Raw genomic sequence first — 18310 nt, forward strand, 5'->3', positions numbered from 1 at the left:
CACTCTCAAGCACACCGCCCCACTTACCGCTAGAGATCATAAGCACCACCCCTCACCGCTTGACTAGTGGTGGTTTAGGCAGCTCGTTCGACCTCTTTGACCAGCTGAAGATAGCTGTATTCCTTGCCGTCTCGAATACATTTGATACCGGCTGCGTCCCCTGTGTCCTTGGCGTAGCGGCGCAGAATGACGCTGGCATACTTCTCATCCAATTCCATGCAGTAGGCAATCCGCCCCAGAGCTTCGCAGGCCATGAGGGTTGAGCCTGAGCCAGCGAAGGTATCGAGCACAATGGCATTGGCCTGGGTGGAGTTACTGATCGGGTAGCCCAGCAGATCCAGGGGTTTAGAGGTTGGATGGTCTGAGTTCTTCTTGGGCTTGGCGAAATTCCAGATAGTGGTTTGCTTCCGGTCTGCATACCAGGCATGCTTGCCTCCCTTCAGCCAGCCAAAGAGCACCGGCTCATGTTGCCACTGATAGGGTGAGCGGCCCAGTACCAGCGAATCCTTGACCCAGATACAGGTACCCGAAAGGTAGAAACCGGCTGCTTTAAAGGCTGTGCGGAAGTTCAGGCCCTCGGTATCGGCATGGAAGATATAGGCTGAGGCTCCCTTCTCACAGTGTTCGGCCATGAGGGTGAAGGCCTCGGTAAGGAACTGGGCGAAGGCATCATCTGCCATCTTGTCGTTCTTGATCGAGAGCCCAGAGGTGGATTCGAAGGCGACGTTATAGGGCGGGTCGGTGAGCACAAGGTTGGCGAGTTTCCCCTCCATCAGGGTCTCTACGTCCGTAGCGTCGGTAGCGTCCCCGCAGACCAGCCTGTGACGTCCCAGCGTCCAGATGTCTCCGCGCTTGGCGAAGGCGGCAGCTTCAAGGGCAGCGGTCAAATCGAACTTATCGTCCTGGATTTCAGTGTCATCGAGGCTGCCGATGAGGGAGGCGATTTCTGCTTCATCGAAGCCGGTCAGCTCCGCGTCGAAGTCCGCTACATCCAAATCTGCAATAACGAGGGCGAGTTTAGCTTCGTCCCAGTCGCCGCTGATCTTGTTCAAGGCAACGTTGAGGGCTTTTTCGCGTACTTCATCGAGATCAACGACGACGCAGTCCACCTCGGTATGGCCCAGATATTTGAGAGCGGTCAGGCGTTGGTGGCCGCCGACCACGTTGCCTGTTCTCTTGTTCCAGATCACAGGTTCGACATAGCCGAATTCGGCCAGGGAGCGGGTGAGTTTTTCGAACTCAGCGTCCCCTGGTTTGAGTTCCTTGCGGGGATTGTAGGTCGCTGGGGTGAGTTTAGAGATGGGTAAATTCTGGATGAGCACGATCTTGGACCTCCTTTCGCAAGGCTCGGGTGAGATGGGAGTAGCGTTCCCAGGTGCTGTAGGTGGTGAAGTAGCCGTAGGTGCCTGCTTGGTCGTATCGGCTCCAGCGGCGCAGGTCCAAAAATTCGATCATGGCTGAAGGGCGTAACGGGAAGATACTGGCGCAGATTTCAGTCAAGGTGCTGTCGTCGAGCAGGCCGGTGCCGTGGGTATCAACGGTGAAGGCTACGGGGTCTGCTTTGCCGATGGCATAGGAGATGGCGACGGTTGCTTCTTTGGCTGAGCTGGTTTCGACCAGGGAGCGGGCGATATGCCTGGCCATGAGAGCTGCGGTGCGGTCTACCTTGGAAGGATCTTTACCTGCGAAAGCACCACCTCCGTGGGGTGCGAGTCCGCCGTAGGTATCGACTGCTAGCTTGCGGCCGCTGAGCCCGCTGTCGGCTTTGGGTCCTCCGGTGATGAAGGGACCGGCCGGGTTGATCAGGATAGTTGCGTTGTCAGCTAGTGGGATATCGCCTAGTGCTGGGCCGATAACCAGGGATCGGAGTTCTCGGGTCAGCTCTTCGCGTTTCTTGGAGGGCAGGTGCTGGATGGAGACCACAATGGCGGTGGATTCGATTGGGCGGTTGTTCTCGTCGTAGCGGAGGGTGACCTGGGCTTTGCCGTCTGAGCGGATGCCGGAGATTAGTCCCTTGGTGCGGGCTTCATCCAGGCGGCAGCAGATATTGTGGGCGATCACCAGAGGCGCTGGCAGGTAGTCCTTGGTCTCGTTAGTTGCGTAACCGTAGACGGTTCCTTGATCACCTGCCCCGAGCAGGCCGTGTGCGGTCTTATCCTGGGTCGTGCGTGATTCGTAAGACTGGGTGATGCCGTAGTCGATGTCGGCGGACTGGCGGGTGATGTTCGGGTGGATGCGGAAGCTGCGCGGGTTGTAGCCTGCTGTGCTGAGGGCAGTGCGGGCCCATTCTTTGAGGTGCAGCCGGGCCGTGGTGGTGATTTCACCCAGGATGTAGATGTGCCTGCCTTTGGCTGCTGCTTCAACAGCGACTCGGGCTGCCGGGTCCTCGAGGAGGATGTTGGACAAGATGGTCTCGCAGATGAGGTCGCAGAGCTTGTCGGGGTGTCCGATGCAGACGGATTCAGCTGTTTTCAGGGTCATGAGTAGATCCACACCTTTCGATGAATGTTGTGTTGTTGGGGTATGAAAATGGCACCTACCGTGTTTGGTAGGTGCCAGAAAAACTGTGTTTTTGAGTGTGCTGAGTTTAGCTGCGGGCTTTGAGGAGTCGTTCCATGACGTCATCGCCGGGGCTGGAGCCGCTGTAGTCTGTGGTGCAGGTTGCCCTTACAATTTCGTAGATTTCGTACCAGTAGACGTTGGCTTGCTTGGAAAAAGACTGGCTCATGGCAACGAACGGTGAGGCGATGGCTGCGCCGGTGGTGGGGTGCTTGCCGAGCAGACCAAATTTGGAGATGGCTTCTTCACATTGGACATAGCGGGCAAAGGCTTGGGCATAAGACTCAATGAGGCGTTTGGAGACGAAGTCGGTGCAGCCGCGTTCATCGAGCCACTGCCAGGTTTCCTTGTAGACCAGGTCAGCACCGAGGGGTTTGCCGTCACGCTGTTCGGCTGAGAGGTAGTCCGAGGGCGGCGGCATGGCTGAGCCGGTGAGTTCCACGCCGTCGCCGATGTCATCGCCGGTGAAGTCGTAGAGGTCTAGGTCTGCTGGTTGTGGTGGGGTGAGCCTAGTGGCAGGGCGACCTTGGGCGAGTTTTTCGTTGAGGGGGTCTGGTTTTTTGCCTGCACGGACGCGTCGTCCTCCTCGGTTAGTGCCATCTTTAGCCATGGTTCCTTCCTATGAATGTTTGGTAAGATGGAAGAAACTGCCACTTCGAAGAGGATAATTTGACAGCGTCTAGAAAGAAAAAGAGGTACTGGATTCGTCAGGTCATCTGGTGGATAGGAACTTTCCTGTTGTCACCTGCCGTTTTTGGATTTTTCTACCAAGATGCCCTCTACAAACTTCTTTCTGAGCTTCCAGTTCCAGTCATTTTTTCTTACGAGAAAAAAATCCTGGAAGTCGCTCGTTTCTTCTATCTACAGATATATGGATTGAGCTTCTGGGCGGTAGCACTGGTGATGTTTTTCTTATCTTTATGGAAAAGCACAGAGGGAGAATATCCAGTAAAATCAAGAAAGCTTCTCATTTTCTATCGATCTTTCAAAGTCATTCTAACTGTCGCTTTTACACCTTTTCTACTGTGGGGGCTGCTCATTTCTTCTATAATTATTTTTACTGCCTGGGATCAGATACCAAGGTGATAATCAAAATAAGACGTATAAAAGTGTTATTGTTGCCCTCAAAGACACTATTATTCTTTGAGGGCAACATGGCGCAGGTTAAAAAGAGGTCATAACCCTAATCCTAAATATTAATTTGGATTGGGGCTTTCCAAATATTTAGCGAAACAGCGTGCTGACACCTTAGCCTCATCTGCTGTTGGCAAGCTGTCTGTATTAGCGGCTTGTTTGAGAGCCCAGTTAGTAAAAACCACGTTTTCAATACCGAAAGCGTCGATACCATCTGTCATGGGGGCGTATGCTTTCACCACATTTTCAGATGAGCTACCAAACCGCTCCTGATAAAAGAATCGGATTCGCTCACTCTCATTTCGTGAATAAACTTCCTGAATAGCTTCAGAAAGAGAATGCTCTCCAGGGTGAACCTTCGTATAACGTGCAACAAGCCAAGCATCGCCATCTGCAAGGACATCAGCATAATCAAATCCGAAGCTATCACCGATTTTCCCTAAATGTTTTGTCAACCAAACTTCAAGAGAATCAGGAGAGGCCGTATCACGCTTGTAGGCCCCCCAAATCTGTAGAAGATCTAGCGGCCAACCTCCCAAATCGCCAAGTCCAGATTTGTCATGCTGAGTTTCAACACCCCAGTGGAGGTACCCCAACGTAGTAGCTGCCCAATGGGCGATATCCCTATGAGCGATGGTTCTTTTAATTTTGGGCTGTTTTTCGCAAACAGAAGCGCAAGCTAAACGGGCTGCATGTAACTCAGCAGGAATCGTCAACTCAGGAGTGTAAGCCTTCCAGAGCAAGCTTGAGTCAAGTGAAACGCTGGTTCCTTCTGCTCCATCCCAGTACTCAGGTTTACGCAACCACTCCAAGATAAACTGTCCGACAAGCCGCTTATAAGGTTGGAAGGGACTAAAGAGTCCACTTAGAGCAGCAATACATTCTTCTTCAGTCTTCCTGACCCAGGAGTACAGCGGATCTGATCTCCCACTGACGGGCTCGATGATGACAGCTTCAACTGTGGAACAGGGCTCGATTAGTCCTGAGTAAGCAACCCTGTCTAAGTCCCATTTACCTTTGTAGCCGCTAATTTCATGGAACTGGTCGAAAACCCAGCGTTCTGGAATCGGGAATCCCAGATTCCCTGAAAACCCTGTCGACATATCAGATACAAACGCGGCGGAAGCAAAACCAGCACCAATGGTTCGTGAGCAAACATTTCGTGCAGCATAGATACCGACCTTATACCCGCCTCCAAGATTCTCGCTTACCGCCTGGAAATAGGGAAGAATATTACTAGTAACTTCGGGATCAGTTGCATCATAGTCCACTGCAAAATAAATCACCGTTGGGGGTACACCAAGACGCTGTGCGGCTACCTGAGCTTCTCGTGCATGACGAATCCCGTTCTCTACGGTGAAATTAGAGAGTTTTGTTGAATATTCCTGAAAAATTGGGAAGTATTTGAGCCCGTGCTTGACGATGCGTTCAAGTTCCCCTGTCCTGAGAGCCTTGAAATAGTCAGATTCGTCTAGGCTTTCCTGCCCAGGTTCAGTCAGGTAGCGACCGACAATTTTGTATCCATCTGATTTTAGGTGCCCCGCAAACTCATCAGTAATTTCAAAACGGGTATCACATGCAACCGCAGGTCGGTCGGGGTCACCCTTAGAGGTCAGCAAACTCATCCAAGTAGTCGGGTCTACAGATCCAGATACAGGCAAGGCATGGGCACTCTGGAAAGAGCGAACAGTATTTGCGAGGGTTTGGTTCCAGGTGCTGGAGACTGAAATATCGTAGCCGTTGCAGACCAGTGCTACTGTGGCGAGCCAAACCCACTGGCTAGTACCGCTATTAACCGTCTGGAGACGTGAACGCGTACCGCTACCAAAAAAGCCAGTAGCCTGTTCTGGAGTAAAGCCTTCCAGAGACTGCAGGACCTGGATGAGAGCAGTATTCATCTCGCGACCGTAGAGACCGTCCGTAGGCACAATACCGGTGTAGTTTTTATACTGCCGGTTGATGGCCTGTTGAGCAGAGCGGATTGAGGCGTTTCCGCCATAGAGGGTAAGGAGACGGAACTGCTTCATCGACAGCAACGCCATCATTAATTCCAGATCGATGACGGCATCGGAAGCATCCAGACCGATATCCTTCTTGAGTTGGATGATGGATGCTGCGACGTTGCTTGAGAATTTGGGGGTGATGCCACCATATTCGGCCGGGTATCCCTTGCACCAGAGGGCACCTTGGATAATGCCGTGCACATTACTGTCGTTGCTGCTCGGTGCTAGACCGTTGGGCCAGCGGCTCTGGAAGCGTGACTGTGTTCCAGGGCCAAAATTATTGACCGGGCTGGTAATACCCAGTTCGAGCTGGAGTGCTCGAATGAGCCCGTAGATTGTGTCCCAGCCAGTCTGGCCATTTTCTTTGACGGTGCCGAAGCCTGCTCGTTTTCCATAGGTGGAGTTGAGCCATTGCTGAGTGTTGAGAACCATCAAATCCATGAGGGTGATCTCCTTATTTGTTAGTTGAAATCCCACCGTCGCTTCAGAACGGTTCTGAGCTGGTAAGCGGTGGGACAAGTTTGGTTGGTCGAATACAGCAGAGGGTTGGAAATCAGTATTCGAAGTCTGAAAAATGATGACCTGCGGCTGCTAGAGTCAATACCCTGTTTGATTCGGGATTTTTACACGCAAGCCCCCAGGCCCGCTCGTCTCACCTGAGGCTGTAGAGATTTCACCGCCCCTACCCGGCCCAACTTGGCCGCTGTCCGGAAAACTCTAGGCAACTCGAAGATAGCGCTACCTGCTAGCTCAGCCCCAGCGCCCGGCATAGACGGCCACACAGGGCATAGGGGTTAGTAGGTGTAGAGCTTGCCCTTCCTCCATCGGTCTCCACCACAGGCTGTCTGCCGTGAGTGACAGGGCTTGCACAAAGCCTGAAGATTGGACTCGTCGTGGCTACCGCCGTGCTCAAGCGGCAGGACGTGGTGGACTTCCTGCGCCGGGGTGATGCGGCCATCCATCTGGCACTGCTCACACAAAGGATGAGCTGCGATGTATCGGTCCCGGATTTTTCGCCACCGATGGTCGTAGCGTCGGTTGATTTTAGGGTCACGCTGGTAACGCCGGTAGCTTTGCGCATCCTGCTGGGCGTGTGCCGGGCAGAACCTGTCGTTCGATAGCTCTGGGCAGCCAGGGTGAGAACAGGGTGTTGCTGGTTTGCGGGGCATCTAGGCTGCTCTCTCTTATTTCCGATCGACAGCGGATATAAGTGAACCCCACAAGCATCTGTTCAGAGGCTTGTGGGGTCCGAGGTGGTTGGACCTACTTTTCAACCACTTACAGGATGCAACATGCAAACCATGAAAGTCATACCTTTTTAGCTACACTGGTGCGCGCGAAGCCTAGTCCCGTCCGTATAGTAGCCTCGCAAACTTGCCCAGTGCCCGCTGTTTCTTGGCAAAGGCACTCTTGCGTTCAACGTAGAAATGGTCTGCTACTTTCACCGCAGCTTCCTCTGCCGAAAGACCGTCGAGAAAAAATACTTCCAGCACCAACCGATCATTGTCACCCAGGGCTTCCCAAGCTGGGTTGAACCAGTTCATATAGTCCTGGGCTCTTTGCTTGCGAACTTTGAGAGCATCTACCTGATCGATGACAGCACAGATACGGTCCTCGGTTGCCCGAGGGTTTTTGGCTCCTGGCAACCCATCAGTACGAGGGGAAGCAATAGTTGTCAGGGAGGCTTGTTTTTCTTCCGCTGCAGCGTCTGCATGTTCGAGGATGACAGCTTGGGTGGCATAGTCCTGCAGGACGGCAATAGCGGCCTTGCGGTAGTCAAAGTAGTCCCAGAAAGGGTGGTCTTTCATTTGAGGTCCTCCTTTTCGGTCAGAGCCCAGGCGACGGCGTCGATGAGGGCAGCTTGGGTTGTGTCTTTAGCCTCCAGAGCAGCTAGGACTTTCTCATCCAAGGTGTCGGTGGCCACCAGGTGGGTGATGGTGACGGGCCGTGTTTGCCCTTGCCGGTAGAGGCGGGCATTGGTCTGCTGATAGAGCTCTAAGGACCAGGTCAGGGAAAACCAGATCAGGATGCTACCACCGGCTTGTAGGTTGAGACCGTGCCCGGCGGAGGCTGGGTGAATCAAAGCAACCGGGATTAAACCTGCATTCCAGTCCCGGATATCCTGGCTGGTCCTCAAAACTCTGGCGGCAGGGATTCTCTCCTGGATGCGGGTGGCGTCGTGCTTGAACCAATAGGCCACCAGGAGCGGGTTGCCGTTAGCTGCTTCCACCAGATCTTCAAGGGCATCGAGTTTCTTGGTATGCACTGTGGTGGTGTCCCCGGTGTCGGTGTAGACCGCCCCAGAGGCCATCTGGAGTAGTTTGCCTGAGAGGGCTGCAGCGTTCGCAGCATCGACGGTTGTGTCCTCTAGTTCGAGGACCATCTCATCGCGTAGCTGCTCGTAGGCTTTGCGTTCTTTGGGGCCCATGGTGAGGTGGTGGTTGGTGACGGTGAGATCCGGCAGAGTGAGGTAGTCGGTGGTTTTCATGGACAGGGTGATATCGGCGATGGCGGCGTAGATTTCTTCTTCAGCTGCTTCGCGGGGTTTGTAGGTGAAGATGTGTTGGCCGTTGCGTTTGTCTGGGATGAAGTAGCGGTTGCGGTAGTGGCTGATGTAGCGGCCCAGACGCTGCCCTCCATCCAGGAGACGGAATTGGGCCCAAAGATCCATGAGCCCGTTAGAGGCAGGAGTTCCGGTCAGCCCGATCATGCGGGTGATGGCTGCCCTGCGTGAAGCTAGTGCTTTGAAGCGTTGGGCGGTGTGGGATTTGAAGGAGCTGAGTTCATCGATCACCACCATGTCGTAGGGCCAGCTGCTACCTAGATGTTTGATGAGCCAGGGGATGTTTTCACGGTTGATGATGGTCACCATGGCCTCAGCTGTTATGGCTTGGATGCGCTGGGTTTTGGTTCCGACGGCTACTGCTGTGGTGAGCCCGTGAAGGTGGTCCCATTTGAGGGTTTCTGTTGGCCAGGTGTCTCGGGCGACCCGCAGTGGGGCGATGATCAGCACGCGGCGGGCTTGGAAGGAGTCCAGTAGGAGGTTCCAGATGGCGGTGAGGGTGATGACGGTTTTCCCTAGGCCCATCCCCAGCAGGACGGCAGCTTCAGGTTTGTCCTCAATGAATTGGGTGGCTTGGGTTTGGTAGCTATGCGGTACGTAATGCATGGGTGAGCTCCTGGATCTGGTCGGGGTGGTCGATAATACGAACGTCGATGCCGTGGTGTTTGAGTTGCTCAATGCGGCGGGTTTGGATGGGCCGGGGTTTGTGGCCGGGTGCTTTGAGCTCGATAAAGATGATGCGGCCGTGGTTGATACAGATACGGTCTGGGACTCCTGCGGTTCCGGGGCTGGTGAATTTCCAGCAGAGCCCTCCGATGGCCTGGATTGCGGTGATGAGTTTGCGTTCGAGGGTTTGTTCTTTCATACCTGCCTGCTCCTCAATGCTTCAAATAGTTGTGGGTTGATTTGGGGTTGAGGGTGCAGGTCTATGAAGGTCGTTTCCTAAACTTCCCTATAGGCCAATATTTATGCCCCTTAAGCGACTTTTAGGTATGACCTGCACCGACCTGCACCCTTTAGCTGTCTTTAGGTATAAATTCGCTGGTCAGAGCCAGTCCGTAGACGGTGTAGCCGCGTTTGGTTTTGCGTCGGCTAAAGCCGCTCTGCTCGAGGGCTTGGTAGAAGTCGGTGGTTGAACGCGGGTATTCGCCGGTGCGGACTGACCATGCCCGGTACTCCTGATAGAGGGCTCCGGAGCCTTCGGTCAGGGCAGTGTCGACTTCGCAGCATTCTTCGAGGAAGCGGCTGAACCAGTCGTTGGTCTCCCGGTAGGCAGCTACTGCTTGTTGGACGACAGCCGGGGGCACGAGCTGGTAGTTTTCGGCGTGGATGAGGTGAGCTCCCTCCATGATCCAGGCCAGTATCGCCCCACCTGCGTGCTCGAAGAGGTAGTCTGCGTAGTTCTTGATGTCGGAGTCGCCTTCGATTTTGGCTTCAAAGGGAATGACGATGAGCCGTCTCCAGATTCCGGCGTCCATGGCCCCAACCCTAGGTAGGTGGTTGGTGTAGAGCACCAGGGTGTGGCTGGGTGTGTAGGCGAAAGGGTCGCGGTATTTTTTCTCGGCGTATATCTCATCGGTGGAGGCTAGTTGTTTGACGTTGGAGGTGTTCAGCCGCATGCCTTCTTCCAGTTCTGCTGCGATGAGGAGGCGTTTGCCTTTAGCTTCGGCAAGTTCGGGTTTCACGTTGCGTTTTTGGCCGACGGTGAGCACGTCAGCTGAGATGTTGCCTGAATAAGTGCCAAGGACTCGGGCGATGACATTCCAGAAAGTTGATTTGCCGTTGCGGCCATCCCCGTAGGCGATGATGAGGGCTTCAACCATGACCTTGCCGAAGGCGGCAAGCCCCACAATCCGCTGCACATATGCCATGAGCTCTGTATCGCGTTGGAAGAATACTTCTAGGGCTGCAGCCCAGATATCTACTCCTGCTGTATCGGGATCCAGTGCGGTTTGTTTGGTGATCAGGTCTTCTGCTCGGTGTGCGTGTGCCTTGGTGCCTGCCTGGCGCAGGTCGTAGGTGGCACTTGGGGTGTTGAGCAGGTAGGGGTCGGCATCCAGATCGCTGGGTGCTACTTGCAAGATGGGTTGAGCTTCGCGCAGGCAGGCCGCGACGGCGCGGGATTCACGGCGCTTGAGCACATACTTGAGATACTTTTCTGCTTCCTCAAATTGTTGGTAGGCCTGGTGTTGCAGGGGTGAGAACATGCTCATGGCTTTAGTTTTCGTCATGGCTGCCAGCAGGGAGGCAGCTCCGGTGTCTTTGAGCCTGCCGGTTGCTTCTTCAAATGCGAGTGTTGCTTCGATGAGTTGTCGTTTGGTGAGCTCTTGGGCAAGCCCGTGCGCCCCAGGGCCGGTTTCTTGCCAGTGCCCGTCAGTGTAGACAATCCAGTCGGTGGCTGGTGAGTGCCGCAGCTGCCCGTGGTATTCGGCCGCCAGTATCTCTGCTTGGCCGATATCGGTTAGGTCATCTGGTTGCAGCGATGAGAGCTGGGCGTACTGCTCAGGGGGCAGGTAGCCGGGTTCTGACTGGATTCGTGTAGCAAAGCGGGTAGCTGAATTCCAGATGGACGCTAGTTCAGTTTCCGGTAGGGGCGGGTTGCACTGAGCTGCCCTTTGGTTGAAGAGTTCTTTGGCTTCGGTGGTGTTTCCGAAGCGGATGAGGATACGCCCTGCAAAGCGGCTCATGGTGGCGTTCCGGGAGCCTTCAGCAATTTGCTGGGTGGCTTCATCGAAGTTGGCGAACTGGTCGATTAAGAGTTCATCGATGAGCAGGTCTCCTGGATGGTAAGTGACCTCGGTGGCTGGGTTGCCGTACATGAAGCGGGCAGCATCCACGGCGTTAGCGTCAAAGAAGTCGTAGCGGGCAGCTAGTTTCTTCTTCAGTCCTGCATAGTCTGCTGCTTCGGTGATAGGTGTGATGGGTAGGTAGACGTGGAAGCGGGGCCTGGCTGAGAGCACGCCTTTGGGGGTGAGGTGGTTGCGGCTGGTGGCGGTGTAGAACTCTATGGCAGGTAGCAGGGATTCGAGGGTGGCTGGGGTGACCCACTCGTCGGGGATATCGGTGTGGTCGTTATCGATATCCATGACCAGGCAGTTGCTGGTGATGAATCCGGTTGCCGAGCGCATGTTGCCCTGGTATTCGGCTGCTACATGGTCGAAAGCTGCTGCGGTCGTGAGCTCATCAACGGTGATGATGGTGCGTTGGTGGGGGTATCTGGTGTTGGTTTGCTGGCCTGTGACTGTTGCGGTGTAGAGGGTGAAAGGGGTGCTCATGGGCGGGCCTCCTGAAAGTCGTGGTTGAAGTAGCGGATGGGTATCTGGTGGGCTGTTGCGATCTGGATTTCGTGGGCCATGCCGCTGCTGATTCGCGGCGCGTAGACCCAAAGCTCTTCACAAAGGTTGAGGATGAGCCGGTTAATGCCAAAAGCGGCAGCCCGTTGGGCCGGGTCGTCGTCATCCATGAATTGGGTGAGCAGCAGGTGCGGGGCGAGCGGCGCGTAGCCGCGCTCTACAGCTACTGCGCAGAATTGGCGGGCTATGCGGATATTGGCGGTGGTGTCGCCTCGGTAGGGTGAGCAGATGTAGACCAGGGCTGTTGGGGTGAAGGCTGGTTGCCCTGCTGACATGAGGGCGTGATAGGCGGTGGGGTCTTTGTAGCCTGCGGCGTTGTATTTGAGTTCCCGGTTGTTAGCCATGGTGGTTAGGCCTCCTGGGTGTCTTGTTCGATGATTGGCAGGATGCCTTGGGTTTTGAGGGTTTCGTAGATGAAGAGTCGGCCTTTTTGGGTCCAGTAGGTGTGGACGCGGGTGCGGCCAGCGTCGTTGATGATGTGGGTTTTGGTGTCGGTGTAGCCGTGCCCGGCGTACTTCTGGTAGAGCAGCCAGGTACCAGATTGCTTGTACTGGATTCCTAGTTCATGAAGAAGTTCGTTGAGTCGTTGGGCCGAAAGGCCGTAGTCTTTGGCAATGACGCGGATGGTGAGTGAATCGCGAGATTGTAGAACTAGGTCGTAGTAGGAGACTTTGGGTTCAACTTCGGCCAGGGCTTGTTCGGCTGCCAGGCGTCGGGTGTTTTCTGCCTTGAGAGTTTCAAGGATCTGGATCAGGACTTGTGGGTCTGCTAGATGGGCTGGGTCGAGGTAGGCGCCGGTGGTGCGGATGGAGGGTAGGACGGTGTCGAAGACCCAGGCTTCGAAGGCTTGGGCGGCAGGGAGTTTGGAGGCTGCGATGAGGCGGTAGAGGTCGCCTTCGGTAATAAAGCGAGCTTCTTGGATACGGCCGAGTGAGTCGGTGATGGGGTAACGATTCGTTACCCCACGGCAGTGGTCGCGTAGTGCCTTATTGGTGTTGTGGTATCCCAGTGCGGTGGCGACGTCCTTGCCGCAGAAGAGGATGCGGCCTTCCTGGTTGATGGTGCGGATGGTTCCAAAGGCAGGGTTCTGGAATGCCTGCAGTGCAGTGTTGCTGACCATGTGTAGGCCCCGTTTCTAAGAGCCAAAATCGACTGTTTCCAGCAAAGTACGGGTGCACCTGCTTCGGGCTCTCAGTCATACGCCCTTTGGACGAACCAATACCGGACATAAGGACTAAAAACTCTTTGAAACCACCTGCACCCGGGGTCAGTTAGTCCTTCATGTAGAAGGAGCACTCATGCCCGTCAGCATCCAGCGGCAGCGTTTCTGCCATGAGTGGAGTATTCTTAGAGAATCAGAATTTACTTCAGCGGGTCATCGGCTAGCGCCTATTTTGCAAACTAAAATGAAGAGATTTCGCACTTGGGAATGAGCGTAACTGGATCTCAGCTGATACGCATAGACCTAAGCAACGCGAGGTGAGTCATGCTTGCAACTACAGTAAGTTGGGAAATTTATGAAGAGCTACGAACTCTCGATATTTCCGATACTTCGATTCCAGATGTCGCGATTGCGCAGCGAAAGTTTCGCCTTGGACAGGCGGCATCATGGGCTCGGTGGGGAGATACCAGGCATGATCTCTCACCCATCACAGCCGCCAACGAAGATGAGTTTCAATCACTTGCTCCTATGACGACATCAGTTGTTTTTCTTGGAGTTAATTGGGGCGGAACTGAAGCAGCAAAAGAGATCAAGGACTGGCAAAACTTCCATACCGAGAAACATTCTGGAGACTTACGGCTGATGAAATCTTTGCCTGCTGCTCTTGATGAGATTCCTCATAAACAAGGTGTGGCTGCTCCAGCTCCATATATGACGGATGTTTTCAAACTTGTGCCAACACGAACTGTGAAAAACCTTAATGAAAAGATCGAAGATGATGCCAAAGATCATGATCATGTCCAACGATGCGCTGATCTGCTCCAGGCTGAGCTAGAAATATGTACTCGGGGGAACAACGGAGTTCCACCATTACTTATTGCTCTTGGAAATGATGCCTTTGACTGGCTGTCAGGTGAGGAAAACGAAAGCGGCCCCTTTGTTAAGGCGCTATCTAGCGTGTATAGGAACACCCCTTGCAGGATTGAGAAAATCATTCATGCCTCAGCTAGAAGACCTGATGCACAGCGCACCGAGCAGCTTATTTCAATTTTCAAGAAGCACTTCTAATCCTTCATGTAGAAGGAGCACTCATACCCGTCAGCATCTAGCGGCAACCCGGCCGCCCATGCCGGGGCCTGGGCCATGAGCTGACAGATGTCCTCAACAGTTGCCGTGCTGGTTTCCACCACGATTTCATCGTGAATATGCATGACGATTCGGTGCCCGGCCTCTGCGACCTGGTGTAGGGCGTGTGTGAGGAGGTCACGTGCGACAGCTTGGACCACGTTCTCGGTGAACTTTCCTCCATAGGACTCGATGGCACCCCACTTCTTGGTCGGTAGCACCCCGTCGTATTCGATGCTGGTGGATCCGAACCTGTTGGTGGTCAGGCGGGGCTTGATATAGGTTAGGCGACGGCCAGATGGCAACTGGATAAAGAGGATCCCAGCTTGCCATGTGATGGTGAGGGGGCCGAGCTGGCTGGGAACACGGGTAGTGACGGTGTGGGTGATGGCTTCTTCGAGATCCCACCAGAGCTGGACGATCATGGGGTTGGCGTTGCGCCAGGCATCGACCAGGGGTTTGAGTTCAGCCTCAGAAAGGCCCATGGTGAGGGCTCCCATGGCTTTGAGTGCGCCGACGGACCCGCCATAGCCGCAGGCCAATTCTGAGATTTTGCCTTTCTGCCGAAGCTCAGCGTTCACTCCGTGCTTTTCAACCGGTACACCGAACATGTGCGAGGCGGACTGACAGTAAATATCTCCGCCCTGCTTGAAGAGACGTAGCCGCCAGTCCTCGCCTGCCAGCCAGGCAATGACCCGCGCTTCGATAGCTGAGAAGTCGGCAACGACGAACCGGCTTCCGGGTGTGGGGATGAAGGCGGTGCGGATGAGCTGGCTGAGGGTATCGGGAACAGATGGGTAGAGCAGTTCGAGTGCTTCATGATTCCCAGTGCCCAGGAGGTTACGGGCAGATTCAAGATCGGGCAGATAGTTCCGGGGCAGATTCTGGACCTGGATAAGGCGTCCAGCGAAGCGTCCGGTACGGGAGGCCCCATAGAACTGGATAAGGCCTCTGGCTCTGCCGTCTTTCCCAGCAACCTGGGTCATTGCTTGGTACTTCTTGACGGAGGACTTAGCGAGTTCACCACGTAGTTCCAGGACTTCTTTTGTGATGCCTGTTGCGGTGGTGAGGGCCTCGGTTACTTCTGCTTTGGTGAGGCCGGTGATGGTGCAGCCGTGTTCGGTCAGCCAGGATTTGAGTTGCAGGGGTGAGTTGGGGTTCTCTAGTCCGGTGAGTTCTTGGGCGCGGGCTAGGGTTTTGACCCGGTGGTTTTGATCGCAGGTAATGGCCTGGCGGGCTAAGGGAAGGTCGATGAGGATGCCTGTGTCATTGATGCGCTGGTCCAGGGCGTAGGTTGCCCACTCAGCCTCGGGGATGATGAAGGCTTCTAAGCGTTTGGAGATGGCTAGTTCGGTTCGGACATCTTGAGCGTTGTAGGACTTGAAGTTCAGCCAGTCCTGGGTGTGCAAGCTAGGCAGCATGGCTTGTCCGTCTTTGGCTGGGGTGCAGAACTGGCGGATGAGCTTCTTGCCTCGGCTGTCCTTCTGTTCTTCTAACCCGAGGACGATGGCTGCATGTTCTAGCGATAGTGGGAGTCCCAGGTATGCGCAGGTAATCATGGTGCAGCGCCATTGAGCTGGGTCCAAGAAGTCGCTGTCGATGAGGTGTGGGTGGTGCTGGTGCAGCCAGGCTGAGATGCAGATACGCTCGAAGGCCGCGTTGAAGGCAATCTTGGTGACAGCTGCATCGGTCAGGGCAGCTAGGACGTCGTCGGGTAACTGCTCACCGTGGGCTAGATCGATGACCTGTGGTTCAGTTCCGTCGATGCTGTAACCAAAGAGCAGGATGTCGAAGTCCTTGGCCTCTGTATAGGTGTAGACGCCGCTGGTAGCGAGGTTGATGGATGAGTAGGTTTCGATGTCGATGTTCAAGGTGCGCACGGTATTTCACGTCCTAATAGCTGGGGCTGGCAGAGATGGGTGTGCCGGGGTGCCACCGGCCTAATTCAGGCCATTCTTGGCGGCACCCCGGCACGAGATGGGTGGGGTTAGGAGAGGAAATCGTCGGTTGCCGTGAAGGCACCGAAGTCCGATTCGGCACTCACGTTCCCACCGCCCAGGGGTTCACCGTCGCGCAGTTTCTGGATGTTGCCCAGCCCTACTGCTACGCCCTTATTGCCGTTGGTGTTGAAGGCGTAAAAGGTGATAGAGACTCGGCCGTAGCAGCCAGAGTAGACCTCGGAGCGGTCCAGAATGGGTGCGACGGAAGCGTCAACCACCTGGGGAGGGTTCTTAGAGTTGGCGTTGAGGAAGTAGTGCCCGGCATAGGCTTCATCTTCCCGTTCGGTATCACCATCGCGTAGCGGCAGCTTGAGCGAACCGCGTGGCGGGATCTTGCCACCAAATTTGCCGATGCCAGCCTGCAGAGCTTCCTCGATGGCGGCCTCGATAGCTTTGACGGTGGCAGTGTCGGACTTGGGGATGAGCAGGGAGACCGAGTATTTGGGGTCTGAGCCGTTGATAGATTTGGGCTCCCAGATGTTGGCGTAGGAGAGGCGAACTTCTCCGGTAATCACGCGGGTATTTGACATAATGGGTTCCTTCTTTCTTAACTCTTGGCGGTTGCCTGTTGGGTGAAGTCACTGGCTGCGGTGTGTGCTGCCAGTGGAGCTCTTTTATCGGTCTCGGGTACCAGGGTGGGTTTGCCTGCTGGCTTGTGCACCAGGTGTCCGAGTAGTTCGGTGAACTGTTTCTTGCCCAGCTGTTTTTCTAAGGCGGTAATGGTCTTGAGTTTGCGCTCATAGATCTCATCGATTCCGGCTTGCTGGCAGGTACGGACGACGTCCTGTTCGTTGGTGTATTTGCGGATGGAGCGACCTTCGACCAGCTTGAAACCCGCGAATACTCGTCCCTGATTCACTGCCAGCCCTAGGGCGTGTGCTTCAACATCTGCCGCCCATGCTTTGAGCAGCGGGATTTGGGTGAGCACGTGGGCGATGTCCGCGTCGGTAAGTTCTGCTGGGGCCTTGAACTCATGTTTGGCTAGCTCCATGTTCTGTTCAGCTCGAGCCCGGCAGGTTGGAGCAATACGGCAGAACTGGCACCAAGTACCAGCCTTGTATTCGCCACCACCGGTTGCAGCGAGCTTGGCGGTGGGGGCGACGACTTCCCGTCCCCATCTTTCGAGGTCGTGGACGGAGATCTCCCAGGTGGAGATGGATTCACGCCGAGGCTGAACGATAGTGAGCTGCACGGTCTCTAGGTCGTAGAGCTGGCCAAACTGGTTCAGTGCCCCGAGGCCGTAGAGCATGAGCTGGGGGTTGTTTTCAGCTCCGACCAGGATGCCTTGACCGTATTTGAAGTCAATGACCTGGATGCGGTTGTTGGCGATTATGATGCAATCGGCGGTGCCGAAGCCGCCGGGTACCAGGTGGCTGAAATCAAGGCGCTGCTCGATAGCGAGGACGAAGGATGGATCTTCTGCTCTGGCCTTGCTTGCTGCTTCCAGGATGAAGGTGGCGTAGTCATCGGTGTGGGCCTCCATCTCCTCATCAATCAGAGGGCTGTCTGGCTTTTCACCAGCATCACCTTGTAGACGGTGGTCGAGCCGCCGGATCTTGTATTCAGCTAAGGCGTGTGCAACGGTGCCTTGTTCGGCCGCAGGTGATGAGGATTCCCCATGCTGGGCTCGATATTCTGCCTCAATCAGTGCAGAGGGCGGGCACTCCATCCAGCGGCGAGCGCCTGAGGCTGAGAGGATTGCGTGCTTACCGGGTGCCATCGCGCATCTCCTTAGCCTGAGCGAAGACAGCCGGGTAATAGGATTCTGGCACTTCGGAGAGCTTGTGGAACCCTGCAGTTTGGAGCAACTCACGCACCTTGGCAGTGTGGCCTGCCTGGGAAAGCTCAGAGAGCAAGGTCCGCAGCTGAACCAAAGTGACAGAAGGTGCAGGAGCCGGAGGAGCTTCAGCTTGAGCCTGTTCATAGGCCTGAGCTTCCGCCTCTAGGTCGGGGCGGTGAAGCTCAGCGGCAGTTATCGGCCGTGCACCACTTGATCCTGCGTGGTCTTCGACAAATTCCCAAGCCAGATCTTCGCAGGCTTTGCTGATCGTGGTGATTCCTTCTGCAATGCAGTTGAGGCCACGGATGACTTTGTTTAGGAAAGTGAGGTTCATGCTGCTACTTCCTCCTTACGGCCCTTGCCTGCTGGGTGTGCAAGTACTGCATCAGCCAACGCCATGAGGTCATCTTCCGGCTGGACAATTTCAACCGTCTTGACTTGGTTGCCAGGAATTAACACCGTCAGATCCTGCTTTGGCCCCAACAACACGGTGAGGATGCGCTCCCTCAACGTGAGGCGCTTCGTTGAGAGCAGCGCATCATCGGGGGCGCTTTTAGTGAGAGATACTTTGAGTCGATGAGTTGCCATCGCTCCTCCTATAGGTAAGACAAACTGTCGTGAAACTTGCTGT

19 protein-coding genes are annotated in these 18310 nt (G+C 55.0%); 3 read left to right on the forward strand and 16 right to left on the reverse strand.

The features are described from left to right. Nucleotides 1-74 precede the first annotated feature (74 nt). From ACED87_RS07715 to ACED87_RS07725, 3 genes are all read right to left on the reverse strand, one after another. Entirely contained in the window at nucleotides 75-1322 is a 1248-nt protein-coding gene (locus tag ACED87_RS07715) for a site-specific DNA-methyltransferase (protein ID WP_449089828.1), read from the reverse strand. Further along, a complete protein-coding gene (metK, locus tag ACED87_RS07720; RefSeq protein ID WP_449089830.1) occupies nucleotides 1294-2481 on the reverse strand; it encodes a methionine adenosyltransferase in 1188 nt (395 codons plus the stop codon). The genes ACED87_RS07715 and metK overlap by 29 nt, the downstream gene beginning before the upstream one ends. Nucleotides 2482-2587: 106 nt before the next feature. After that, a complete protein-coding gene (locus ACED87_RS07725) occupies nucleotides 2588-3169 on the reverse strand; it encodes a P27 family phage terminase small subunit (RefSeq protein ID WP_449089831.1) in 582 nt (193 codons plus the stop codon). A 59-nt stretch (nucleotides 3170-3228) separates the two neighbouring features. Between ACED87_RS07725 and ACED87_RS07730 the strand changes: the two genes are divergently transcribed. After that, nucleotides 3229-3645: a hypothetical protein gene (locus ACED87_RS07730; RefSeq protein ID WP_449089832.1), complete on the forward strand. Its 417-nt coding sequence runs from the start codon at nucleotides 3229-3231 to the stop codon at nucleotides 3643-3645. A 110-nt stretch (nucleotides 3646-3755) separates the two neighbouring features. Here ACED87_RS07730 and ACED87_RS07735 read toward each other — a convergent pair whose 3' ends face one another. Continuing rightward, a complete protein-coding gene (locus ACED87_RS07735) occupies nucleotides 3756-6137 on the reverse strand; it encodes a glycoside hydrolase domain-containing protein (protein WP_449089833.1) in 2382 nt (793 codons plus the stop codon). 353 nt (nucleotides 6138-6490) lie between these two features. Then, entirely contained in the window at nucleotides 6491-6658 is a 168-nt protein-coding gene (locus ACED87_RS07740) for an HNH endonuclease (protein ID WP_449089834.1), read from the reverse strand. On the opposite strand from ACED87_RS07740, the gene ACED87_RS07745 reads away from it, so the two are divergent. After that, on the forward strand, nucleotides 6590-6817 hold the full coding sequence (locus ACED87_RS07745) for a hypothetical protein (protein ID WP_449089856.1): 228 nt from the start codon (nucleotides 6590-6592) through the stop codon (nucleotides 6815-6817). The two genes, ACED87_RS07740 and ACED87_RS07745, sit on opposite strands and share 69 nt — an antisense overlap. A 222-nt stretch (nucleotides 6818-7039) precedes the next feature. Here ACED87_RS07745 and ACED87_RS07750 read toward each other — a convergent pair whose 3' ends face one another. From ACED87_RS07750 to ACED87_RS07775, 6 genes are all read right to left on the reverse strand, one after another. Further along, on the reverse strand, nucleotides 7040-7504 hold the full coding sequence (locus ACED87_RS07750; RefSeq protein WP_449089835.1) for a hypothetical protein: 465 nt from the start codon (nucleotides 7502-7504) through the stop codon (nucleotides 7040-7042). Continuing rightward, complete coding sequence (locus tag ACED87_RS07755) at nucleotides 7501-8865, reverse strand: SNF2-related protein (RefSeq protein WP_449089836.1); 1365 nt, start codon at nucleotides 8863-8865, stop codon at nucleotides 7501-7503. Before ACED87_RS07755 ends, ACED87_RS07750 begins: the two co-directional genes overlap by 4 nt. Continuing rightward, nucleotides 8846-9124: a VRR-NUC domain-containing protein gene (locus ACED87_RS07760; RefSeq protein ID WP_449089837.1), complete on the reverse strand. Its 279-nt coding sequence runs from the start codon at nucleotides 9122-9124 to the stop codon at nucleotides 8846-8848. Before ACED87_RS07760 ends, ACED87_RS07755 begins: the two co-directional genes overlap by 20 nt. Before the next feature lie 151 nt (nucleotides 9125-9275). Beyond that, a complete protein-coding gene (locus ACED87_RS07765; RefSeq protein WP_449089838.1) occupies nucleotides 9276-11534 on the reverse strand; it encodes a phage/plasmid primase, P4 family in 2259 nt (752 codons plus the stop codon). Further along, nucleotides 11531-11956: a DUF7768 domain-containing protein gene (locus tag ACED87_RS07770; RefSeq protein ID WP_449089839.1), complete on the reverse strand. Its 426-nt coding sequence runs from the start codon at nucleotides 11954-11956 to the stop codon at nucleotides 11531-11533. Before ACED87_RS07770 ends, ACED87_RS07765 begins: the two co-directional genes overlap by 4 nt. A 5-nt stretch (nucleotides 11957-11961) precedes the next feature. Then, entirely contained in the window at nucleotides 11962-12732 is a 771-nt protein-coding gene (locus ACED87_RS07775; protein ID WP_449089840.1) for a phage antirepressor, read from the reverse strand. A 366-nt stretch (nucleotides 12733-13098) separates the two neighbouring features. Here ACED87_RS07775 and ACED87_RS07780 point away from each other — a divergent pair, with 366 nt between their 5' ends. Then, on the forward strand, nucleotides 13099-13842 hold the full coding sequence (locus ACED87_RS07780) for a uracil-DNA glycosylase family protein (RefSeq protein ID WP_449089841.1): 744 nt from the start codon (nucleotides 13099-13101) through the stop codon (nucleotides 13840-13842). Here the strand turns inward: ACED87_RS07780 and ACED87_RS07785 are convergent. The 5 genes from ACED87_RS07785 to ACED87_RS07805 form a co-directional block, all read right to left on the reverse strand. Continuing rightward, nucleotides 13839-15779, reverse strand: coding sequence for a DNA polymerase (locus ACED87_RS07785; RefSeq protein WP_449089842.1), 1941 nt, complete (start codon nucleotides 15777-15779; stop codon nucleotides 13839-13841). The genes ACED87_RS07780 and ACED87_RS07785 overlap by 4 nt on opposite strands. 107 nt (nucleotides 15780-15886) lie before the next feature. Continuing rightward, nucleotides 15887-16429 (reverse strand): DUF2815 family protein, encoded by a 543-nt coding sequence (locus ACED87_RS07790; protein ID WP_449089843.1) that lies wholly within the window; start codon nucleotides 16427-16429, stop codon nucleotides 15887-15889. Nucleotides 16430-16446: 17 nt separating this feature from the next. Then, nucleotides 16447-17619 (reverse strand): DUF2800 domain-containing protein, encoded by a 1173-nt coding sequence (locus ACED87_RS07795; RefSeq protein ID WP_449089844.1) that lies wholly within the window; start codon nucleotides 17617-17619, stop codon nucleotides 16447-16449. Further along, nucleotides 17606-18013 carry a hypothetical protein gene (locus ACED87_RS07800; RefSeq protein ID WP_449089845.1) on the reverse strand — a complete coding sequence of 136 codons (408 nt, stop codon included), beginning with the start codon at nucleotides 18011-18013 and terminating at the stop codon, nucleotides 17606-17608. Before ACED87_RS07800 ends, ACED87_RS07795 begins: the two co-directional genes overlap by 14 nt. Beyond that, nucleotides 18010-18267: a hypothetical protein gene (locus ACED87_RS07805; RefSeq protein WP_449089846.1), complete on the reverse strand. Its 258-nt coding sequence runs from the start codon at nucleotides 18265-18267 to the stop codon at nucleotides 18010-18012. The genes ACED87_RS07800 and ACED87_RS07805 overlap by 4 nt, the downstream gene beginning before the upstream one ends. Nucleotides 18268-18310: the final 43 nt, after the last annotated feature.

The sequence above is a fragment of the Rothia sp. 32237D007AR genome, from assembly GCF_053544675.1.

Coding starts and splice junctions, on each gene's coding strand:
- ACED87_RS07800 (WP_449089845.1), bottom strand. CDS start 18,013: ATGAACCTCACTTTCCTAAACAAAGTCATCCGTGGCCTCAACTGCATT.
- ACED87_RS07770 (WP_449089839.1), bottom strand. CDS start 11,956: ATGGCTAACAACCGGGAACTCAAATACAACGCCGCAGGCTACAAAGAC.
- ACED87_RS07735 (WP_449089833.1), bottom strand. CDS start 6,137: ATGGATTTGATGGTTCTCAACACTCAGCAATGGCTCAACTCCACCTAT.
- metK (WP_449089830.1), bottom strand. CDS start 2,481: ATGACCCTGAAAACAGCTGAATCCGTCTGCATCGGACACCCCGACAAG.
- ACED87_RS07805 (WP_449089846.1), bottom strand. CDS start 18,267: ATGGCAACTCATCGACTCAAAGTATCTCTCACTAAAAGCGCCCCCGAT.
- ACED87_RS07790 (WP_449089843.1), bottom strand. CDS start 16,429: ATGTCAAATACCCGCGTGATTACCGGAGAAGTTCGCCTCTCCTACGCC.
- ACED87_RS07750 (WP_449089835.1), bottom strand. CDS start 7,504: ATGAAAGACCACCCTTTCTGGGACTACTTTGACTACCGCAAGGCCGCT.
- ACED87_RS07760 (WP_449089837.1), bottom strand. CDS start 9,124: ATGAAAGAACAAACCCTCGAACGCAAACTCATCACCGCAATCCAGGCC.
- ACED87_RS07740 (WP_449089834.1), bottom strand. CDS start 6,658: ATGGATGGCCGCATCACCCCGGCGCAGGAAGTCCACCACGTCCTGCCG.
- ACED87_RS07755 (WP_449089836.1), bottom strand. CDS start 8,865: ATGCATTACGTACCGCATAGCTACCAAACCCAAGCCACCCAATTCATT.
- ACED87_RS07795 (WP_449089844.1), bottom strand. CDS start 17,619: ATGGCACCCGGTAAGCACGCAATCCTCTCAGCCTCAGGCGCTCGCCGC.
- ACED87_RS07725 (WP_449089831.1), bottom strand. CDS start 3,169: ATGGCTAAAGATGGCACTAACCGAGGAGGACGACGCGTCCGTGCAGGC.
- ACED87_RS07765 (WP_449089838.1), bottom strand. CDS start 11,534: ATGAGCACCCCTTTCACCCTCTACACCGCAACAGTCACAGGCCAGCAA.
- ACED87_RS07775 (WP_449089840.1), bottom strand. CDS start 12,732: ATGGTCAGCAACACTGCACTGCAGGCATTCCAGAACCCTGCCTTTGGA.
- ACED87_RS07780 (WP_449089841.1), top strand. CDS start 13,099: ATGCTTGCAACTACAGTAAGTTGGGAAATTTATGAAGAGCTACGAACT.